Below are 24,297 nucleotides of genomic sequence, written 5' to 3'. Positions count from 1 at the left end.
TAAAGAAATTCTCGATGCCTACAGATCAGGAGAATTAACGATTACTGAGGTAGAAGAACATCTTCAAAGCATGAAGCGTCAGTTGAAAAGCCCGCTTTCAGAAGGTCAAAAAGGGTTATGGATGCTTCAAAAAATGTCTCCTGATATGGGCGCATATAATATTCCTTTATGCTTTCGCGTCAGCAAAAAATTACATGTCGAGACGTTCAAGCAAGCCCTTCTGTTTGTACAGAAACAATATCCTGTTTTAACGAGTGTGATTCAAGAGGAAAATGGCATTCCATTTCAAACGGTTCAGCCGTCGCAGGCTCTTCATTTTGAGGAAGCGGATATCTCAGCTATGCATACAGCTGAGGTATTGCCCTACCTAAAAGAAAAAGCTAAAGAACCTTTTCATCTGGAAACTGGTCCGTTAATGCGCACATATCTGTTTCATCAGTCAAATGAGGCATGCATTGTGCTTATCACGGTTCATCATATGATATTTGACGGTGTGTCAATGCTGACATTTATATCGACGCTTTTAGAGGCGTATCAACAATTGCTGCGAGGCGAAGAGCTGGTGCTGCAGACTTTACCGGCCGATTATCCTGACTTTGTTGACTGGGAAAACCGTATGCTGGGCGCTAGAGAAGGGGCTGAGCATCTTGCTTATTGGAAAGAGCAGCTGTCCGGGACGCTGCCTATTCTTGAGCTGCCGGCCGACCGTCCCCGTCCTTCAGCACAAAAATATAAGGGGCAAGCTTACAAAAGCTTGCTCCCTCATAGCCTGAGCAAGCAAATAAAGTCGTTAACCCGTTCTCATGATGTGAACGAATCTGTTGTGTACCTTTCTATTTATAAAGTGCTGCTGCATCACTACACAAAACAAAAGGACATCATTGTGGGAGTCCCGACAATGGGGCGGCCTGAAGACGGTTTTGAATCGATCATCGGGTACTTTATTAATATGATGGCTGTTCGGAGTAAAGAGATAGGAACCCAAACATTTCAAGAGTTCCTTCGAGACCTGCAGCTGACAGTGGCAGACGGACTTGACCATGCGGCATACCCGTTTCCGGCACTGGTAAGAGAACTGAATGTAGACCGCTCAGCAGCGGATTCTCCGATTTTTCAAACAGCCTTTCTCTACCAGAATTTCTTTCAGACAGCAGGCTTACAAAAAATGCTGGAGCAATATCAAGCTCTTGGCATCAAATATATCGAGGACATTCGGCAAGAAGGGGAATTCGAGCTGGCGCTGGAAGTGTATGAACAAGAAAACGAAACAGTGCTTCATCTTCTGTATAACCCTGATATATATGAATTATCTACCATTGAAAGAATGATGGAGAACTACATCAAACTCACTGAAAACATCATTAACGATCCGTCTTTATCACTTGAAACATACTCTTTACAGCTAGATCAAGAACAAATCAGCTTGTTCGAGCAATGGAATGCGACAAAGACAAATGACTCCAAAGACAAGTGCATACATGAGATTTTTGAGGAAAAAGCGAAAAAAACCCCCGATGCGATAGCGGTCGTATTCGAAGAGGAGACTCTTACATATAAGGAATTAGATCAAAAAAGCACATCGCTGGCCATTTATCTTCAAGCACAGGGGGCTGGACCGGAACGCCCGGTAGGGATTTGTACAGAGCGTTCGTTTGATATGCTGATCGGAATTTTAGGGATTCTGAAAGCCGGCGGAGCCTATGTGCCTCTAGATCCGAACTTCCCTCAAGAACGATTAACGTACATGCTCAAAAACAGTGAAGCGTCCATTGTCCTTACACAATCTAAAGATCATGACAAAGTAAACAAATTAACTGATGACCATGTAAAAGTCATCAATATCGATTTGGCTTGCAGTCAGACGGACACAGCTCAGCAAAAAAGTGGATTGAAACGAGAAGTCAAACCCCATCATCTCGCATATATCATTTACACCTCGGGCAGTACCGGACAGCCTAAAGGAGTCATGGTAGAGCATCAGAGCATTATGAATACACTGAATTTTCTTGAATCCCAGTATCCTGTCACTGCTGAGGACGCTTATTTATTAAAGACGAATTATGTTTTCGACGTATCCATATCGGAAATATTCGGCTGGTTTATCGGAAATGGCCGCCTTATTATTCTTCCGCCAGATGGAGAGAAATCACCGCAGCTGTGCATGAATGTGATTGAAAAATATCAAGTGACCCATGTTAATTTTGTTCCTGCCATGCTGCATGTATTTTTAGAAACGGCGAAAGACAACAGGAAATTTACTGAAGAAGGACCAATCAAATACATGATGGTTGCAGGAGAAGCCTTTCCTAAGGAATTGGTGAAAAAGGCAGTTTCGATCTTTAAAAACTGCCGTGTTGAAAATATTTACGGACCAACAGAAGCCTCCATTTACGCGACTTATTTCGGATGCGGAACAGGAGATATCGCCAGTCATCATACGCCAATCGGCAAGCCTGTATCCAATACGAAGATTTATATCGTGGACCAGCATCTGAAGCCTGTTCCGATCGGAAAACCTGGTGAACTTTGTATCGCAGGCGACGGATTGGCAAGGGGCTATTATAACCAGCCCGGCCTGACAGCGGAAACATTTATTGACAATCCGTTTGAATCTGGGACCAAGCTTTATAAATCCGGTGATTCAGCAAGATGGCTGCCTGACGGGAATATTGAATATTTAGGCCGCATTGACAGCCAGGTTAAAATCCGAGGTTTCCGAATTGAATTAGGTGCAATAGAAACGAAACTGAGTGAATATCCGGGCATTTTAGATCAGGCAGTAGTGGTCAAGCAGCTGGAAGGACATAAAAAGCTGGCTGCATATTATACGGAGCAAATTGGACATCCGCCTATCGATCCAAACGATTTGCGCCGTTGCCTGAAATCCAGCCTGCCGGAATATATGATACCTGCGCACTTTATCCGCCTGGATGAAATGCCGTTAACACCAAGCGGGAAAGTGAACCGCAAGGAATTGGAACATCGGAAGGTCATTTTAAATCATAGAAAAACACAACATTTACAGTTATCAGAAGTAGAGAGAAAAGTGCAGCTCATTTGGGAGGATATGCTGAAAGTCAGCGGTTTTGGGCCAGAGGACGGATTTTTCGATGTGGGAGGCGATTCACTTCTTGCCGTGGCCGTGGCGGAACGAATCCAAAAAGAATTTGACTGTGAATTCAGTGTAACGGAGCTGTTCGAGTACGCCAATATCAGGGCCATCAGCCAATACATTATTGAAATGAAAAACACAGATGCGGCGGCCATTCCTCAAAATGAAAGCAAGCAGAATGTGAAGAGGGTGAAACAAACGGAACAGACGGAACAGCAAGCGCTGCCGCCGTATTTTGAAGACAGTATTGCCATTGTGGGAATCTCGTGCCAGTTTCCGGGTGCGAAAAATCATCATGAGTTCTGGAATCAAATCAAAGAAGGCAAGGAAAGTATTCAATTTTTTTCAAAAGAAGAACTGCGAGAATACGGAGTGCCTGAAGAATTAATTCAACATCCTGATTACGTTCCTGTGCAATCTGTGATTGAGGGAAAAGATTTGTTTGACCCAGGTTTCTTTCAGATCTCTCCTAAAGATGCTGAGTTTATGGACCCTCAGCTTCGTCTCTTATTGCTGCATTCATGGAAAGCAATTGAGGATGCGGGCTATGTGGCAAAAGAGATTCCGGAAACAAGTGTATATATGTCTGCAAGCAACAATTCCTACAGAACGTTATTGCCGAAGGAGAGAACAGAAGGACATGAATCTCCGGATGGCTATGTCTCATGGGTATTAGCCCAAAGCGGAACGATCCCGACGATGATCTCGCACAAGCTCGGATTAAAGGGGCCAAGCTACTTTGTTCATTCCAATTGCTCTTCTTCACTAGTGGGTTTGTATCAAGCGTACAAAAGCCTAACAGCTGGTGAATCTGAATACGCGCTTGTTGGAGGCGCAACCTTGCACGCGCAGTCAGGAATAGGCTATGTGCATCAAAACGGATTGAATTTTTCAAGTGACGGGCATGTTAAGGCATTTGACGCCGCAGCTGACGGAATGGCTGGAGGAGAAGGTGTGGCTGTCGTCCTATTGAAAAAAGCTGTGGATGCGGTAAGAGACGGAGACCATATTTACGCCATCATGCGCGGAATAGGAATCAATAATGACGGAGCTGATAAGGCCGGCTTTTATGCACCTAGCGTAAAAGGCCAAATAGAGGTCATACAGAGCGTATTGGACGAAACCAATATCCATCCCGAAACGATCAGCTACATTGAAGCACACGGTACAGGGACTAAATTAGGCGACCCTATTGAAATTTCTGCCTTAAACAAAGTGTACAGGCAATACACGGACAAAACACAATTTTGCGGAATCGGTTCGGTGAAAACCAATATCGGACATTTGGATACTGCCGCAGGGTTAGCCGGCTGCATTAAGGTTGCCATGAGCTTATCTCATAACGAACTTGCGCCAACTATCAACTGCCAGGAGCCGAATCCGAATATTCACTTTGACAGCTCTCCATTTTATGTTGTCCGCGAACGAAAATTACTACAGAAAAATCAAGGTGTACATCGGGCAGCGCTGAGCTCGTTTGGGCTTGGCGGAACGAACGCTCATGCCATATTTGAACAATATGAAAATGCCCAAGATACAAGAGCGGATAATGAAGGAAATCCTCCGTACCTCATTCCGGTATCGGCAAAGAACAGGGAGCGGCTGCAAGCATATGTAAAGGAACTGCTGACATTTGTCAGTCAAAATGATCTGACACAACACTCTTTAAGGGATTTGGCATACACCTTCCAGACCGGCCGGGAGGCGATGGACACAAGAGTTATTTTTATGGCGAGCGATATGGAAGAATGGAAGCTGCAGCTGGAGCGTTTTGTGAATGGACAACCGTTGACAGAAGGCTGTATTCAAGGAGAAAAAACGCGAGTGAAATCCGCTGATCTCTTGCTTGGAGATGAGGAAACGGAAGAACTGGTTGCTTCATGGATGTCCAAAGGCAAACTGAAAAAGCTTGCCGAAGTGTGGGCCAAAGGTTTTCATGTTGAATGGCGCCATCTTTACCAGAATGCGAAGCCGCGCCGCATGAGTCTGCCGACATATCCTTTTGCTGAAGAACGGTACTGGCCTGACATCAGCACGGGCAATCGTAAAACAGCTGAACCGCGCTTGCATCCTTTGGTGCACCAGAATAAATCTGTTTTATCGGAGCAGCGGTTCAGCTCCAGCTTCACAGGACAGGAGTATTTTATTGCTGAGCATATCATTAAAGGGATGGCGATTTTGCCTGCAGCTGTCACTCTTGAAATGGCAAGAGCCGCTGTAGAACAAGGAATTGGCGGTTTAGGTGATGTGGAATCAGGAATCCGCCTGAAACATGTGGTTTGGATGCGTCCGGTTGTAGCGGGAGATGAGCCGGTTACAGTAAACATCGGGCTCTATGATGAAGACGGCGGACATATTCTTTATCGGATGTATGGTGAACCGGAATCCGCTGACGCAGACCCAATTGTATATAACCAGGGAATAGCGGAATTATTTCAGCCAAAGCATGCGGAGGTATTGGATCTAGAGGCGATAAAGAACCAATGTAATCAAAGCTTCATGGACACCTCCTTATTTTATGAAGGCATGATCGGAGCCGATTACGGTCCCGGATACAAGAGTGTGGAGACCGTTTATAAAGGAGACGGCCAGCTGCTCGCCAAATTATCGCTGCCGGGATCTGTCTCTCATACAGCAGCCGATTATGCTCTTCATCCAAGTTTATTGGATGGGGCGTTACAGGCGGCTGAATATTTGCAAAACGTCACCAGGGCGGAGCTTTCTGACAGTGAAGACTTTAAAGCTGCACTGCCATTTGCTTTAGAGGAGCTTGAAGTCTTTCATGAATGCGTTTCTGATATGTGGGTTTATGTTCAATTCAATTCAAAAAATAAACCGGGCGATCTGATACAGAAAGTTGATATTGATCTATGCGATGAGCAGGGCAGCGTTTGTATACGGATGAAGGGATTTTCAACAAGAGTGATGGAGGCTGACATACAAACAGAATCATCACATTCAGAAACCTTATTGCTTCAGCCCGTTTGGAAAGAACAAAAGGCTGGCGGAAAAGCGGATAAAGCATATGCAGAGCATCTCGTGTTCCTCTGTGAATGTGATCAGGATATAAGAAAAAAGATCGAAGCAGAAATGGAGCATGTCCATGTCTTCATCCTGGAAGCAAGACCTGCTTCAGTGGATGGGCGTTTTCATTCGTATACGGAACAGGTGTTTAGAAAAGTGCAAGCGCTGATTCGCGAGAAACCGAAAAGAGATATTCTGATTCAGATCGTGACCTCCGCAGTAGGCGAACAGCAATTATTTTCTGGATTGACAGGGTTGCTGAAAACGGCCGAGTTAGAAACGGCTAAGCTGACCGGACAAATGATTGAATTCAGCAGTGAAGAAAGCGGGGAAAGTATCGCCCGTAAACTGAAAGAAAATCAAATAAGCAGCGGCACCCATATCAGATATCAAAACGGCACACGATTTATTGCAGATTGGAGTGAAATGAAAGCGGCAAGCCGTAACATCAGCATGCCGTGGAAAGACGGCGGCGTTTATCTCATCACAGGCGGTGCCGGTGGCTTAGGCCTTATGTTCGCAAAAGAAATTGCTGAACAAACGAAAAATGTGACAGTCGTTCTGACGGGCCGTTCACCTCTGGATGATAATAAAAGAGGGAAGATTGAAGAGCTTCGCGCCATAGGGGCCGAGATCACCTATCAGCAAATGGATGTTGCCGATAAAATCGCAGTGTACCAGTTAATGAACAATATCCAGAAAGAACATGGCCGTCTTGATGGCATTCTTCATAGCGCGGGAATGATTAAAGATAGCTATTTGGCCAAGAAATCAGCAGAAGATTTGCATGACGTGCTGGCGCCTAAAGTAAAAGGACTCGTTCACCTGGATGAAGCCAGCAAGGATTTGGCATTGGATGTTTTCATTCTCTTTTCATCTCTTTCGGGAAGTTTAGGCAGCATTGGTCAGGCTGACTATGCGGCAGCCAATGTATTTATGGATATGTATGCCGGATACCGCAGTACGCTAGCCGAACACGGTCAGCGGCAGGGCAAAACGCTTTCTGTAAACTGGCCATTATGGAAAGAGGGCGGCATGAAGGTCGATCGTGAAACGGAGAAAAGACTTGTGCAGCTGGCCGGAATTGTTCCTCTGGAAGCAAAGCAAGGCATACAGGCTTTTTATCAAGCGTTCAATAGTGAGGCAAGCCAGGTCATGGTGATGGAAGGCAACGTTCAGAAGATAAAACAAAACATGCTGTCAAAAACAGTCTCAGCACCTATTGAAAAGAGAGAAACAGAAAGCATGACTGAACCGACAAAGAGCATTGACACAGGGAGTTTGCTGGATAAAGTAAAGGCGATGTTAAAGCGGGAGGTCGCCAAGCTGTTAAAGGTTCCTTTTGAAACGATTGATGACCATGCGGAAATGACGGTGTATGGGTTTGACTCCATTTCTATGACGGAATTCACCAACCATATCAATCGGGCATATAAACTGGCGCTGACGCCAACCGTCTTTTTTGACCATCCGACGATCCATGAGTTCGGCAAGCATTTGTCAGAAGAATATCAAGCGGTATTTGCGAAAACATTAGCTGTACGCACCAGGTCTAAGGCTCAGGCTCAGCCTGCATTTGAACAGGATAAAACCATACATGGCACCTCAAAAAGACGCCGAAAGCAGCCGGTTATGCATCCGGCAACCATACAGAGTGAATCCGGGCCCGAGCCAATCGCAATCGTCGGAATAAGCGGCATTTTTCCTATGGCAAAAGATGTGGATGCCTACTGGAAGAACTTAAAAGAAGGCAAGGACTGCATGACGGAAATTCCGAAAGACCGCTGGGATTGGCGCGAATATGAAGGGGACCCTGCGAAGGAAGCCAATAAAACGAATGTAAGATGGGGAGGTTTTATTGACGGCATTGCGGAATTCGACCCATTATTCTTTGGCATTTCCCCGCGTGAAGCTGAACAAATGGAGCCGCAGCAACGCTTATTATTGACTTACGCATGGAAAGCGATTGAAGATGCAGGGTATTCGGCAAAAAGTCTGTCAGGCACGAAAACAGGCGTATTCATCGGAACGGGTAATACAGGATACAGTTCTCTTTTATCTAAAGCGAACTCGGCAATAGAAGGGTCAGCGGCAGCTAACACGAGCCCGTCAGTCGGTCCGAATCGAGTCAGTTATTTCCTTAATCTGCATGGGCCGAGTGAACCTATTGATACGGCGTGCTCCAGTTCATTGGTAGCGATCCATCACGCCATTTCCTCAATCGAGGAAGGCACTTGTGACATGGCATTAGCCGGCGGCGTTAATACGATTATTCTGCCTGAGGTGTATATCAGCTTTGATAAAGCGGGTGCCCTTAGCAAAGAAGGCAAATGCAAGACGTTCTCAAATCGAGCTGATGGTTTTGCTCATGGGGAAGGAGCCGGCATACTGTTTCTGAAGAAGTTAAAAGCGGCCGAGGAAGCGGGAGACCATATTTATGGAGTGATAAAAGGAAGCGCAGTGAACCACGGGGGGCGTGCGGCGTCTTTAACGACGCCTAATCCGAAGGCCCAGGCGGAAGTCATTCAAACGGCATTCCAAAAGGCGGGAATCGATCCCAAAACGGTGACGTACATTGAGGCGCACGGAACAGGTACGGAGCTTGGAGATCCGGTTGAAATTAACGGATTGAAAGCGGCTTTTAAAGGGCTGGGTGTAAAAGAAGGAGACACTTCTGCCAATCATTATTGCGGCCTCGGTTCAGCGAAGACAAACATCGGTCATTTATCGCTTGCAGCCGGTGCAGCAGGAATTATTAAAATTTTAATGCAGCTTAAACACAAAACCTTAGTGAAAAGTCTCCATTGCGAGACTGTCAATCCGTATATTCAGCTTAAAAACAGCCCATTTTATATCGTTCGGGAAACAGAAGAATGGAAAGCGCTACAGAATGAGCAGGGGCAGGAGCTGCCTCGCCGTGCAGGCGTCAGTTCATTTGGTATCGGCGGGGTAAATGCCCACGTGCTCATCGAGGAATATATTCCGGAGGCGGACGCTGGCAGCATACCGTCGATCACTTCTGAGCATCCAGGTATTTTCGTCCTATCAGCTAAAAATGAACCAAGACTGAAAGAATACGCACAGCAGCTGGCTGAAGCGTTAGACCAGCATATTTACAAAGACGAAGATCTCGCAAATATTGCTTATACGCTGCAAGCCGGGCGAGACGCGATGGAAGAACGGCTGGGGATCATTTCCGGGTCAATTGAGGATTTGCAAGACAAGCTAAAAGACTATGCAGCCGGCAAAAATCATGTGGAGGATGTATATAGAGGGCGGATTGATAAAGGAACGCTGCAAATGCTGACGGAAGATGAAGAAATTCAAGAAGCGGTTGAAAAATGGATGAAGCGCGGAAAGTATGCAAAACTGCTGGAATTATGGGTGAAAGGGCTTGATGTGGACTGGGCGAAGCTGTATGGCGAGAATGAGCCGCATCGCATCAGCTTGCCGACATATCCGTTTGCGAAAGACCGTTACTGGATTTCTGATTATGTCGCAAAAAGGGGAAGCGTTAAAGCCGACAAAAAAGCATCTCACATCAGCGCATCTGTGTTACATCCATTAATGCATCAAAACACTTCGAATCTCTCTGAACAGCGGTTTAGCTCAATCTATACGGGAGAAGAGTTTTTCCTTGCAGATCATGTTGTCAAAGGCCAACGGATCTTGCCGGGAGTGGCCCATCTTGAAATGGCGCGAGCTGCCATTGAGCAGGCTGCCGAGGTACAAAACGGTCAGTATCGCATTACGCTCAAAAACACAGTGTGGGTGCGGCCGATTGTAGTCGGGGAGCAGCCGCTGCAAGTACACATCAGGCTTTTTCCGGAGGAGCATGGTGACATTACGTATGAAATCTACGGCAACCCGGAAACAGCCGGTGACAAACCAATAGTATACAGTCAAGGCGGGGCTGAATTACATCCTGCTGCGGATACGCCGGTCATTGATTTAGCATCCCTGCGCAAGAAGTGTCAGCAAACTCATTTCTCCGTAAACGAAGTATACGACACCTATAAAATGATTGGTTTTGACTACGGTCCAGCTTATCGCGGTGTAGAAAAGATTTATACAGCTGAACATTTTGTATTGGCAAGATTGTCATTGCATCCTTCTGTTTTAGATACAATTAGCCAATTCAGCATGCATCCGGGTCTGATGGACTCCGCTTTACAGGCATCCAGCATTTTGACAGGCGCAGGAGATAACCGGCTGACGCTGCCTTTTGCGGTTCAAGAGCTTGAAGTCTTCGGGACATGTTCCTCGAACATGTGGGTATACGCCAGATACAGTGAAGGCAGCAAAGCGACTGATAAGGTGCAAAAACGGGATATCGATATCTTAGATGAGAACGGCAATGTTTGCGTACGGTTAAAAGGTTTGTCTTTCAGAGCGGCAGAAAGCGATCCTAGATCAGCAGAGTCTGACCAAACGATGGAAACTTTGATGTTTGAGGAAAAATGGATGTCTAGGGAGATCGACAAAGACGGTCCGGAACCAGAATATGAACGGCATATTATCATGCTTTGTGAAATGAACGGACTCTCAAAAGACAGCATTGAATCAAAGCTCAAAGGAGCGGAATGTATAGTATTGGAGTCTTACCGGGAGGGTCTGGCAGAGCGATTCCAAGATTATGCCGAACAAGCGCTTGAGACGATACAGAGTATCCTCAAAAGCAAGCCGCAAGGCCATGTTCTGATCCAAATGCTTACCTCCGCGCAAAGAAAGCATTACTCTTTCTCAGGACTTTCGGCGCTCCTTAAAACGGCCGGGCTGGAGAATACAAAGCTGATCGGCCAGACGATTGAAATCGATTCAAACGAAACTATGAATAAGATCGCAGACATAGTCCAAGAGAATAAAAGAAACACAGGAGATCAGCGCATTAAATATGAAAAAGGCAAACGGTACATCAATGAATTAAATGAAATTCATACGCCTGACCGTGTAATCAGATTGCCGTGGAGGGATAAGGGTGTGTACCTCATCACAGGCGGCGCAGGAGGACTTGGATTTATTTTTGCGAAAGAAATTGCAAGCCAAGTCAAACAGCCTGTTTTGATTCTTACAGGCAGGTCCGCGCTTAGCGCTGATCAGCAATCACAGCTTAGCGAGCTGCAGCGTTTAGGTGCCCGTACAGAGTACAGACGGGTTGATGTGACTCAAACGGAGGCTGCGTCTGAGTTAATCACAAGGATCACAGCTGATTATGGCGACTTGCATGGCGTGATTCACAGTGCCGGACTGCTTAAAGACAACTATCTCATGAATAAAACAAATGAAGAACTTAAGCAGGTCCTCGCTCCTAAGGTAAAAGGGCTCGTAAACGTGGATGAGGCAACCGAGCATCTCGCGTTAGATTTCTTTATCCTTTTCTCTTCCATATCTAGTATCACCGGCAGCGCGGGACAGGCGGATTATGCAATGGCTAATGCATTTATGGACAGCTATGCCGCTTATCGTAATGCGCTTGTGACCGCCATGTACAGACACGGCCAAACATTGTCGATCAATTGGCCGCTGTGGAAAGAGGGCGGCATGCGTGTAAATAAAGAAACTGAAAAAATGACAATGAAAAATACGGGCGTTACGGCTATGCGAACTGAAAACGGCATTCAGGCACTTTATAAAGGATTGGCTTTTGGTAAAGATAACGTCATTGTCATGGAAGGTATCAAAGACATGATGAGAGAAAAGCTGTCTCAAAAGCCGCCTTCTGAAGATGTTCCGAATAAACCAGCGCAAGAGCCTGTGACCCAGATAGCAAGAATGGATCAAGACAGCTTATTGGACCAAATACAAGACATTTTAAAGCAAGCAATCTCTCAATTGCTCAAAATCAAAACTGAAGAGATTGATCCGGATATGGAGTTTAATCAATATGGATTTGATTCAATCACTTTGACTGAATTCGCTAATATATTGAATGAACAATACAAGCTGGATCTGACCCCTACAATTTTCTTTGAGCATGCAACTGTTTCTGCCTTTGCCGTGTATTTATCAGCAGAATATCAAAATACATTCTCGGCGCAATTTGCAGTGCCTGTCAAGGAGGATCTGCCTGTACAGCCTGCGGAAAAAGCCATGAAAGACATCAGGTTTTCAGCCGAAAACCGTTTTGGCAAACCGAAGGAGCTGCCAGTGAAGAAGGCAGCCGAGCATGCGCCTGAGCCCGAACCCATTGCCATTGTAGGGATGAGCGGAGTTTTCCCAAAAGCAAAGGATGTTGAGGAGTACTGGATGAATTTGAAAGAAGGAACAGATTGTATAACAGAGGTTCCAAAAGACCGCTGGGATTGGCGTGAGTACTACGGAGACCCGCTAAAAGAAGCAAATAAAACGAACGTCAAATGGGGCGGTTTTATTGATGGAGTAGCCGACTTTGATCCGTTGTTCTTCGGCATTTCTCCGTTGGAGGCTGAGCAGATGGAGCCTCAGCAGCGTCTATTAATGACCTATGCTTGGAACGCGATAGAAGAAGCGGGACATTCAGCCCAAAGCCTATCAGGAACCAAAACGGGCTTATTCATCGGTACTGGGAACACGGGATACAGCTCTCTTCTCTCAAATGTAGATATCGAAGGCTCAGCGGCTGCTAATATGAGTCCTTCTGCCGGACCGAATAGAGTCAGTTATTTTCTGAACATTCATGGGCCGAGCGAACCGATTGACACGGCATGTTCAAGCTCACTGGTCGCCATTCATCATGCAGTTTGTGCAATTGAAGCTGGAAACTGTGAAATGGCGATCGCGGGAGGCGTCAACACGGTTGTCACACCGCAAGGCCACATTGCCTACGATAAAGCCGGGGCTCTGAGCAAAGAAGGAAAATGCAAAACGTTCTCTGATAAAGCCGATGGATTTGCGGTCAGTGAAGGTGCAGGCATCCTCTTCCTGAAAAAACTAAAGGCGGCGGAACGCGACGGCAATCATATTTACGGTGTGATCAAAGGAAGTGCGGTAAATCACGGAGGCCGCGCGAATTCTCTGACGACTCCTAATCCAAAGGCTCAGGCAGAAGTCGTAAAAACCGCTTATTTGAAGGCGGGAATCGATCCGAGAACTGTGACGTATATTGAAGCGCATGGAACCGGAACGGAACTTGGCGATCCGGTAGAAATTAACGGGCTGAAGGCTGCATTTAAAGAACTGTACGAGAAAACGGGAGATCCTTCTGTTCATGCCAGCCATTGCGGACTGGGTTCAGCGAAGACAAACATCGGCCATTTATCGCTCGCAGCCGGTGTAGCCGGTGTCATCAAAATCCTGTTGCAGCTAAAACACAAAACGCTGGTAAAAAGTCTGCACAGTGAGACGATCAATCCGTATATCAGGTTGGAAGACAGCCCATTTTATATCGTGCGGGAATCTAGAGAATGGAAATCGCTGCGGGATGAAAACGGACGGGAGCTGCCTCGCCGAGCCGGAGTCAGTTCATTTGGCATAGGGGGTGTCAATGCCCATGTGGTCATTGAGGAATATATTCCAAAAGAAACTGCTCCTTCTGAACAAGCGCCAGCAGTGACATCACAGAACCCAGGCATCTTTGTCTTGTCGGCAAAGGAAGAAGATCGCCTGAAGGACCAAGCACAGCAATTGGCGGATTTTATCAGCAAACATTCAATCTCAGATCGTGATCTCACTGATATTGCTTATACACTCCAAGAGGGGCGCGATGCAATGGAGGAGAGATTAGGGATTATCGCTGTCTCGGTTCAAGATTTACTGAAGAAACTGCACCTTTTTATAGAAGGACAAACCAATGTGGCGAACATGTATAGAGGCAGGGCGAATAAAGGGATATTACAGACACTCAGGTCAGACGAAGACATTCAGAAAACACTCAAAAATGACTGGGAACCCGGAGTTTATACAAAACTGGTTGAATTATGGGTAGCAGGATTAAAAATAGATTGGAACAAACTGTACAGCGGCAAACTGCCTAACCGCATCAGCTTGCCGACCTATCCATTTGCAAAAGAGCGCTACTGGATAACGGATATGAAAGAGGAGGCAATCACACAAAAGGCACCGACAAAAACTGTCGATACAGCAGGTTTGCACCCATTAGTACAAACCAACACTTCTGATTTGACAGAGCAGCGTTTCAGCTCAATCTTTACAGGCGCCGAGTTCTTTTTCAACGACCACAAGGTGAAGGGAAAGCCGGTCATGCCGGGGGTCGCGTATCTTGAGATGGTACATGCAGCCATTTCGCAGGCAGTGCGAGGGCTCAAAGATCATCAATCTGTCATTCATATAAAAAATGTTGTTTGGGTACAGCCGATTGTGGCGGACGGTCAGCCTGTCCAAGTGCATATCAGTCTTGATCCTCAGCACGATGGTGAAATTGCTTTTGAGATCTTTACAGAAGACGGTGAGTGCGCACGAAAGGTACACAGTCAGGGCAGGGTTGAGATAAGAGAAGCAGGAAATATTCCTTCTCATAATATCAGCGCGCTGCAATCACAATGCAGTCAAAGCACACTGTCAAATGAACAGTGCTATGAGTTATTTAAAGCGATCGGCATAGAATACGGGCTTGGTTTTCAAGGAATACAGCAGCTTTACATTGGCCGCAACCAAGCGTTGGCAGAGCTTTCGCTGCCGTGTGGAATATCTCAAACGCTGAACGAATTTATTCTTCATCCAAGTATGACGGATTCTGCTTTACAGGCGTCGGTCGGGTTAAAGCTGAATTCCAGAGATGAACAGCTTTCATTGCCTTTTGCACTGCAGGAGCTTGAAGTATATAGCCCATGTACAGAAAACATGTGGGTCTCTGTCACCTCGCGTCCAAACGAGGATAGAATACAACGGCTGGATATTGATCTATGTGATGAACAAGGCCAGGTATGTGTAAGAATCAAGGGCATCTCCTCAAGAGTGATAGAAGAAGACATACAACGCCCGGAAAAAATAAAACCATCTGACAGCAAGGCGTCTCTGAATGGAGCGCTTCTAATGGCGCCGGTATGGGATCAAGTGCAAACGGAGAATAGCAGGATCATTCCGCCTGCAGATGAGCGTGTTGTCATTCTAGGTGGGGATGAAAACAGCAGAAACGCTGTACAAAGACAGTTCCCGCTTGCCAAAGAGCTGCACATCAAGCCGCATGATTCGATTCATCAGTTGGCAAACCAGCTTGAAGCATTAGGGGCATTTGACCATATTGTGTGGATTTCTCCTTCCCATATTGCGGAGTGCGAAATCGGTGATGACATGATTGAAGCCCAAAACCAAGGCGTTATTCAACTGTTCAGGCTCATTAAGGCGACGCTTTCTTTAGCCTATGGAGAGAAGACGATAAACTGGACGGTTGTGACAGCGAATACGCAATGTGTTGATCAGCATGACATTGTCAATCCAATTGATGCCGGTCTTCACGGTCTGATCGGCTCGATGGCAAAAGAATATACAAATTGGCAGACAAAGCTGATCGATGTAGATCGAAATGAGAATTGGCCGGTGGCTGAAATCTTTTCCTTGCCATTCGATCAAGAGGGAAATACTTGGGCGTATCGGAACAAAACCTGGCACAAACAGCGTCTGATCCCTGTACACAGCAATCAGCCTGTGCACACTAAGTATAAACACGGAGGCGTTTATGTGGTCATAGGCGGTGCGGGCGGAATTGGAGAAGCTTGGAGCGAATATATGATTCGAACATACCAAGCGCATGTTGTTTGGATTGGCAGAAGAACAAAAGATGCATCCATTCAAAGCAAGCTGGACAGACTTGCGCGTTTAGGGCCGGCTCCGTTTTACATCGAAGCTGATGCCGCAAACCGAGAGGACTTGGAACGCGCTTATGCAGCCATCAAACAAATACATCGGGAGGTCAACGGAATCATTCATTCTGCCATCGTTTTGCAAGACCAAAGCCTGATGAATATGGACGAGGAACGTTTCAGAAATGTTCTTTCTGCAAAAGTGGATGTAAGTGTGCAAATGGCTCAAGTCTTCCAGAAAGAGTCGTTGGACTTTGCTTTGTTTTTCTCTTCCGTACAATCATTTGCAAGAGCTTCAGGACAGAGCAATTATGCTGCCGGCTGCAGCTTTAAGGATGCTTTTGCTCATCGGCTTTCACAAATATGGCCTTGTACAGTAGCTGTGATCAATTGGAGTTATTGGGGCAGCATTGGTGTTGTTTCCTCACCTGATTATCAGCGAAGAATGGCGCAGGCGGGCATAGGCTCCATTGAAGCCCCTGAAGCGATGGAAGCGTTGGAACTGCTGCTCGGGGGGCCGCTGAAACAGCTTGTGATGATGAAGATGGCAGACTGCGAAACGGGCAATGACTCAGGACAGACTGACGAAACAATTGAGGTGTATCCGGAAACTCACAGCTCCGCCATTGAGAAACTGCGAAGCTATCACCCGGGAGACAGCACAAAGATACAACAACTGTTATAGGAGGGGAAGCGCCAATGCGAAACACAGAAGACATTCTCTGTAAGATGCTGTTAGCACAATTGCAGTCCATAGGATTTTTCAAGGAAAATAAGCCCCAGCCGGTGCTGCAGAATTTCTATGGCAGATGGTTTGAGGAGAGCCTATTGATTTTGGAGCGGCATGGTTTTCTTCAACAAACGTCAAATGGATACGCCGTAACCCGCTCAACAGAGGACATAAATGAATTGTGGAACGAATGGGATGAAAAAAAAGCAGACTTGCTTCAAGACAGTAACATGAAAGCCATGGTGGTGTTAGTAGAGACTGCACTTAAAGCCTTGCCGGATATTCTGACCGGCAAGGCATCTGCCACCGATATCCTTTTTCCGAACTCATCTATGGAGTTAGTGGAAGGAATCTATAAAAACAATCAAGTCGCTGACTATTTTAACGATGTGCTGGCAGACACCTTGGCTGCCTTTATGCAGGAGCGTCTAAAGCAAGAGCCTGAAGCAAGGATTCGTATACTAGAAATCGGAGCGGGAACAGGCGGTACAAGCGCTGCGGTTTTTCAAAAAATGAAAGTCTATCAGTCGCATATAAAAGAATATTGCTATACAGATCTCTCCAAGGCGTTTTTACTGCATGCGGAAAAAACATACGGTCCGGACAATCCTTATTTGACGTATAAGGTATTTAATGTGGAAGAGCCGGCGGCTGAACAACATATAGAAGCGGGCGGATACGATGTGGTTGTCGCAGCAAATGTGCTTCATGCAACGAAAAATATCCGGCAGACATTGAGAAATGCCAAAGCGGTTTTGAAGAAAAACGGTCTGCTCCTTCTGAATGAAATTAATGACCATAATATATATTCACACCTGACCTTCGGCTTGTTAGAGGGCTGGTGGCTGTATGAAGATCCCGATCTGCGTATCCCGGGCTGCCCCGGTTTATATCCAGACTCATGGAAAATGGTGCTTGAGAGTGAGGGCTTTCGTTATGTCTCCTTTATGGCTGAACAATCACATCAGCTCGGCCAGCAGATCATTGCAGCGGAAAGTGACGGAATCGTCCGTCAAAAAACGCGAACAGCAAAACCAGCAGAAGAAATTATAGATTACCATCTAGATGAACATCATTCTCAAACGAAGGATTCTCTTCTTGAACAAACGACACAATTTGTGAAACATACGTTAGCAAAATCAATAAAACTATCACCGGAGCGTATACATGCAGAAACAACGTTTGAGAAGTATGGAATCGATTCTATTTTGCAGGTGAATTTTATTCGTGAGTTAGAAAAACTGACGGGTGAGCTTCCGAAAACAATTTTATTTGAACACAGCAATACGAAAGAACTCGTCGATTTTCTGATAAAGGAGCATGAAGGGAAGCTGCGGACATCACTGCTGAAAGAAAAATCACAGCCCGCAAATAAAGAAACTTCTATTCAAGCGAAGCCAGTAAAATCTGGACAGCCGTTTACATATCAAACGCGCCGTTTTAGCGGAGACCTGCAGCTAATGAAAACGCAGCAAGCAAAGGCGAATCCAAAAGCAGGAACCGAAACAGCGAAAAACGTAAAGGCAATCCCTTCTCATAGAACCGCACCGAATCATTACGGCACAGAAGATATTGCTATTATCGGCATAAGCGGACGTTATCCGATGTCTGAAAACGTAAAAGAGCTCTGGGAGCATTTAATAGCTGGGGATAATTGTATTACAGAGGCTCCGCAATCAAGATGGCGGACATCTTTAGTAAACACTTTGTCGAAAGAATCATTACAATCGTCAGATAAGAAGCGCTACGGCGGATTTTTAAAAGACGTACATGCGTTTGATCATCATCTTTTTGAAGCGGATCAGAATCAAGTAATGGAAATGACACCGGAACTACGTTTATTTTTAGAAACCGTCTGGGAAACATTTGAGGACGGCGGCTATTCCCAAATCCGTTTAAATGAACTGCAGGACAACGGAACGGGAGTAGGTGTCTTTGTTGGAAACATGTATAATCAGTATTTTTGGAATATCCCTTCATTAGAACAAGCGGTGCTGAGCTCTAATGGCGGAGACTGGCATATTGCAAATCGCGTTTCTCATTTTTTTAACCTGACAGGACCAAGTCTGGCTGTCAGCTCCGCATGCTCCAGTTCATTAAACGCAATCCATCTTGCATGTGAGAGTTTGAAACTGAAAAACTGTTCGATGGCAATAGCCGGCGGTGTCAATTTAACATTGGATCTCTCAAAATATGATGCGCTGGAGCGCGCAAATCTTTTAGGGAACGGAAATCAAAGCAAGAGCTTTGGCACAGGAAGCGGGCTTATTCCGGGTGAAGGCGTCGGAGCCGTCCTGCTAAAACCGCTCTCTAAGGCGATAGAAGATCACGACCATATTTATGCCGTCATCAAAAGCAGCTTTGCCAATCATAGCGGCGGAAGGCAGATGTATACAGCGCCAGACCCGAAGCAGCAAGCTGCATTAATCTCCAAGTCCATTCAGCAATCCGGCATTGATCCGGAAACAATCGGCTATATAGAATCTGCGGCAAATGGTTCAGCGTTAGGCGACCCGATTGAAGTAATCGCACTATCTAATGCATTTCAACAGTATACAAATAAGAAACAGTTTTGTGCGATAGGCTCTGTAAAATCGAATCTTGGACATTTGGAGGCGGCTTCCGGCATTTCTCAGCTCACGAAAGTTCTGTTGCAGATGAGAAAAGGGACGCTTGTGCCGACGATTAATGCCGCCCCTGTCAACCCAAATATTGACCTGGAAAACACAGCATTTTATCTGCAAAAACGAACAGAGCCGTGGCAGCGGATAAAAGATCCCAATACAGGAAAGCATCTGCCCAGAAGAAGCATGATTAATTCTTTCGGAGCGGGAGGGGCCTATGCGAATCTCATTATAGAAGAATTTATTGGCGCTGCATCTGAGCAGCAACATCCAGTGCCTCATCAGCAGGAATATCTGGCCGTTTTTTCTGCGAAAACGGAATGGAGCCTGCTCAGCTATCTTGAAAAACTGCGAGTGTTTTTAGAAAAAAAACCATCTTCTTCTATTGGAGCAGTTGTACGCTCACTGCACAGGATCAACCATGACTTAGAACAGCGGGCTGCATTTTCGGTATCGTCGACGCAGGAATTGATTGAAAAACTAGAGATTTTCCAAAAAACAAAAGAAAGCTCACTCCAGGATGGTATCTATACATCCTTTGATTTACAATCAGGTGCGATTTCTACAAATGCAGGGTCAGCTCATGAAGAAACAAGCTTAACAGCACAGCAATGGGCTGCGGGGGCTTCGATTCATTTTGACCATATACATCAAGGGAATGAAACTGGCTGGATCAATCTGCCTCACTATGCATTTGACCATCAAACAGTCTTTCAATTTGGTGCCCTGCCTCATGAAGAAGGGAAAAGGCATGATGAGCAAACGGTTTATCTTCCGCTGATACAAGATTCATTCGCATACGATGAGCCTTACGTTCAAGGCCATGTGTTCAACAAAGAACGGGTGCTCGTCGGTGCAACTTATGCAAGTCTTGCGATTGACGCATTCTTTGAAATGTTCCCTGAAGAAATCAGCGGCCGTATCAGTAAATTAAGTTATCTAAATCCTGTTGTCATAAACCAAGGGCAAACAATTGAAGTGAAAGCTGATCCTCTTCAGAAAGATCATGCAATCGATTTGCAAATCATGTATCGTGAGCGGGCATCTGAGACGTGGAAGCCTGCCGCAATCGGGCAATGTCAAAAAGATCATTTTGAAACAAAAAAGGTCAATATCGAAAGTGTAAAACGTTCGTTAACCGAGCTGGATCATATTGACCAAATGTATCAAACCGTCGACGGCGGCGCTGAGTGGGGAGACTTGTATAAAACCATCACTCATCTGTACAGAGGCAATAATTCAATCCTTGCAAAAGTGCGTTTGTCTCAAAACGGAATGGCAAATGCGCATCATTACACCGTCAGCCCATTGATTACAAACAGTGCTTACCTGGCAATTCTCAGTTTCATAGAACAATTAGACATAAAGGGGCATTTCTTGCCATTTGGAATCAACGATATTCAATTCACAAAAAATAAAATAAAAGAAGATTGCTGGCTTATGATTACTTTCGTTAAGAATACCGGTGAAATGCTGCTGTTTGACATAGATGTGATGAATGAAGCGTCAGAGACGGTGCTGCGCTATTCAGGTTACTCTTTAAAGCAATTCCGCTTAACAGATCGAGGAAGCGAAGAGGAAAATCAGGAAGTTCAAATACACGATATAAGAGGCCGTATACGAAGCTATCTCACAGATAAACTGGCTGATAAGACGGCCAATCCATCAAAACTGTCTCTTGCAAAAGTTCATATCATGGATTTAGGGATCGATTCTTCCCAATTGATTGCGTTGACAAGAGAGCTGGAATCAGAGACAAAGATTGAGCTAAATCCTACATTGTTTTTTGAATATCCGACTCTTCAAGAACTGGCCGATTTTTTTGCCGAAAAACATGAAAAATCCTTTGTTCAATTGCTTGGAGGGACCAAGCAACAGCAGAAATCACAGAATATAAAAGAAAATAAAATAAAGCAAATGCAAACCTATGAAAGAAAGACGGATGAAACAAAAGAATCTACGGCACACGGTATAGCCATTATCGGCATGTCGGGGCAGTTTCCAAAAGCAAACAATGTAACGGAATTTTGGGATAACCTGATTCACGGGAGGAATTGTATTTCTGAAGTGCCGGAAGAACGCTGGGATTGGCGAAAATATACCGAAAATACTGATGGGAAGCAGTCAAGCCTTCAATGGGGCGGGTTTATAGAAGGCATAGGTGAGTTTGACCCGCTGTTTTTCGGCATTTCACCGAAAGAAGCAGCGGCAATGGATCCCCAGGAGTTTCTGCTTTTGACACATGCGTGGAAGGCGATGGAAGACGCCGGTATAACAGGCCAAGCCTTATCCAGCTGCCCGACAGGAGTTTTTGTCGCAGCCGGCAATACCGATGCGGTTGTGATTCCTTCCTTAATGCCAAACCGTATTTCCTATGCACTGAATGTAAAAGGGCCAAGTGAATATTATGAGGCTGCCTGTTCCTCAGCTCTTGTCGCTTTGCACAGAGCGATTCAATCCATTCGAAACGGCGAATGTGAGCAAGCCATTGTTGGCGCTGTGAACCTTCTGCTCTCACCAAAGGGCTTTATCAGCTTTGATTCAATGGGATATTTGAGTGCGGAAGGAAAAGCCAAGTCCTTTCAAGCAGAGGCGAATGGATTTGTTCGAAGTGAAGGTGCAGGGGTTCTCATCATTAAACCTTTACAAAAAGCCATTGAAGACTCTGATCATATTTATTCTGTCATTAAAGGGACAGGTGTATCGCACGGCGGCAGGGGAATGTCACTGCACGCGCCTAATCCGGTCGGAATGAAGGATGCGATGAAGAAGGCTTACCAAGGGTCGCAAGTAGATCCGAAAACGGTGACTTATATAGAAGCGCACGGGATCGCATCGCCAGTGGCTGATGCTATAGAAGTGGAAGCGTTGAAATCGGGATACAGACAGCTCGAATCGGAGCATTCACACCAACTGCAAGGAGAAATGCCATGTTACATCAGCAGCTTAAAGCCGAGCATCGGGCATGGAGAACTGGTCTCAGGCATGGCTGCTCTTATGAAAGTCAGCATGGCGATGCAGCATAAAACAATACCTGGTATTCCCGGTTTTGATTCATTGAATGATCAGGTGTCAATAAAGGAAACGCGTTTCCGGATGATTGACGGAAACCAGCAGTGGGAAGAAATACAGGATGATGCAGGCAGAACGATACCACGCAGAGCAAGCATTAATAGCTATGGTTTTGGAGGAATAAACGCGCACATCATCTTAGAAGAATATGTTCCTTCTAACACAGAACCAGCAATTGAACATACAGATGAGCCGCACATTGTGGTGCTTTCTGCAAAAAACCAAGACAGACTAAGAGCCGTTGTTCAACAGATGCTTGACTATGTAAAGCAGCAAAAAGAACTGTCTTTACAAAATTACGCTTACACACTTCAAGTCGGACGAGAAGAGATGAGTGACCGGATGGCCTTGGTCATCCGCAGTAAGGATGAACTCGTACTCGGATTGGAAGAGTACCTAACAGGTGCGGAAAAAGCAGAAAAACCGGAAAGCACTGTACCTTGCTTTATCGGAAATTCAGAAGAAGGCTTGTCAGATATCGGCGCCTTGCTTGAGGGAACATTGGGCGATATCGTGATGCAGACACTATTGTCTGAAAGCCATCTTGAAAAGATCGCGTTTTGCTGGGCAAAAGGAGTGCAAATTCCATGGGAGCAGCTTCATCAAGGAAAAGGTGCGCGGAGAATATCATTGCCCGCCTATCCGTTTGAAAAAAGAAATTGCTGGAATGGCTTTCTGTCACCAGAAATAGCACCTGCTTTTTCAAATGATGAGATTCCCCCTCACAAAAGAAACGATATTCAAATGATATCTGATGTATTGGGCATGACACCTGAAGAATTAAATCCTCAAAAGGCATTACAAGATTACGGGTTTGATTCTATCGTTTGTATACAGTTATTGCAGCAATGGCAAGCAGAAGCTGGCCTGTCAATCAGCCTGGCAGAGCTGCAAACGTGTCAAACCGTGCAGAATATGGTGGACTTGATAGCAATGAAACGGGAGAACACAGTACAAGACCAGTCAGTCCAGACTGTCAGCCGGTCATTTCCGGAATTGATACCGTTAAACGATGGCAAGCGGGGGCGCCCTGTATTTTGGTTTCATGGAGGAGTAGGCGGTGTAGAAATCTATACGCCATATGCGAAGAAAAGCCAGCGTCCTTTTTACGGCATTCAAGCCAGGGGCTTTATGACAAATCATGCTCCTATACACGGGATTGAACAAATGGCTTCCTATTATATAGACATTATGCGATCCGTACAGCCGGAAGGCCCTTATGATGTAGGCGGATATTCTTTAGGCGGACTGCTCGCATATGAAGTAACACGCCAGCTGCAAAGCCAGGGGCTTGCTGTAAAAAGCATGGTCATGATTGATTCCCCTTACAGTCCTGAACGTGAACAAAATGAGTCTTCTGTAAAAACGTCAATGCTTCAAACGATAAATACAATGCTGGCATCTATTGTTCAGCCGGAAAAGCTTACAGACGTTCTCATTAGCCGTGAAGAGGTAGATGTTGACAGAGGGGAAGAGGAATTTTTAACTGAACTGATTGGTTTAGCAAGAAAGCGGGGATTAACCAAACCGGAGAAGAGAATACGGACTCAGCTTAACCAAATGGTCAAAGCTCAGCATGCTTATGAATTTGAGGCGTACACTGTCCAGCCGCTTATTGATCCTGAAGCGGTAAAATGTTATTATTTCCGCAATAAAAGCAGGGCATTCCTTGGCGACTTGGACATTTACTTTACCATTTCAAATGAAAAAATACCGTTGGATGATACTGCCTACTGGGAGGAATGGGAGCGGCAAATCCCTCAATTCCATCTGGTGGATGTCGATTCCAGCAATCACATGATGATGTTAACAGAATCTAAAGCATCCAGCGCCATGCTGGAGTTTTGTGAAAAACTATACTCAAACAGAGGCGTAGTAAACGCGAATTTCCTTAAGGCTTTTCGCAAAAAACATGAAGCCAGCGAAGAAAACGCAGATGAATTGGTAAAGCGCTGAGGAAATATAAAATCCCCCTTTAAAAGGGGGATTTTTATCTGC

2 protein-coding genes are annotated in these 24,297 nt (G+C 45.5%); both read left to right on the top strand.

Annotated elements, in window-relative coordinates:
* Nucleotides 1-70 precede the first annotated feature (70 nt).
* Nucleotides 71-16,558: an amino acid adenylation domain-containing protein gene (locus M1D69_RS11650; protein WP_458106159.1), complete on the top strand. Its 16,488-nt coding sequence runs from the start codon at nt 71-73 to the stop codon at nt 16,556-16,558.
* A 14-nt stretch (nt 16,559-16,572) separates the two neighbouring features.
* Complete coding sequence (locus M1D69_RS11645) at nt 16,573-24,255, top strand: beta-ketoacyl synthase N-terminal-like domain-containing protein (protein ID WP_458106011.1); 7,683 nt, start codon at nt 16,573-16,575, stop codon at nt 24,253-24,255.
* The last annotated feature ends 42 nt before the right edge of the window (nt 24,256-24,297 follow it).

The sequence above is a fragment of the Bacillus sp. PK3-037 genome, from assembly GCF_054161355.1.
Note: the sequence above shows the minus strand (reverse complement) of the source record. Positions and strands in the feature narration are given on the sequence as shown.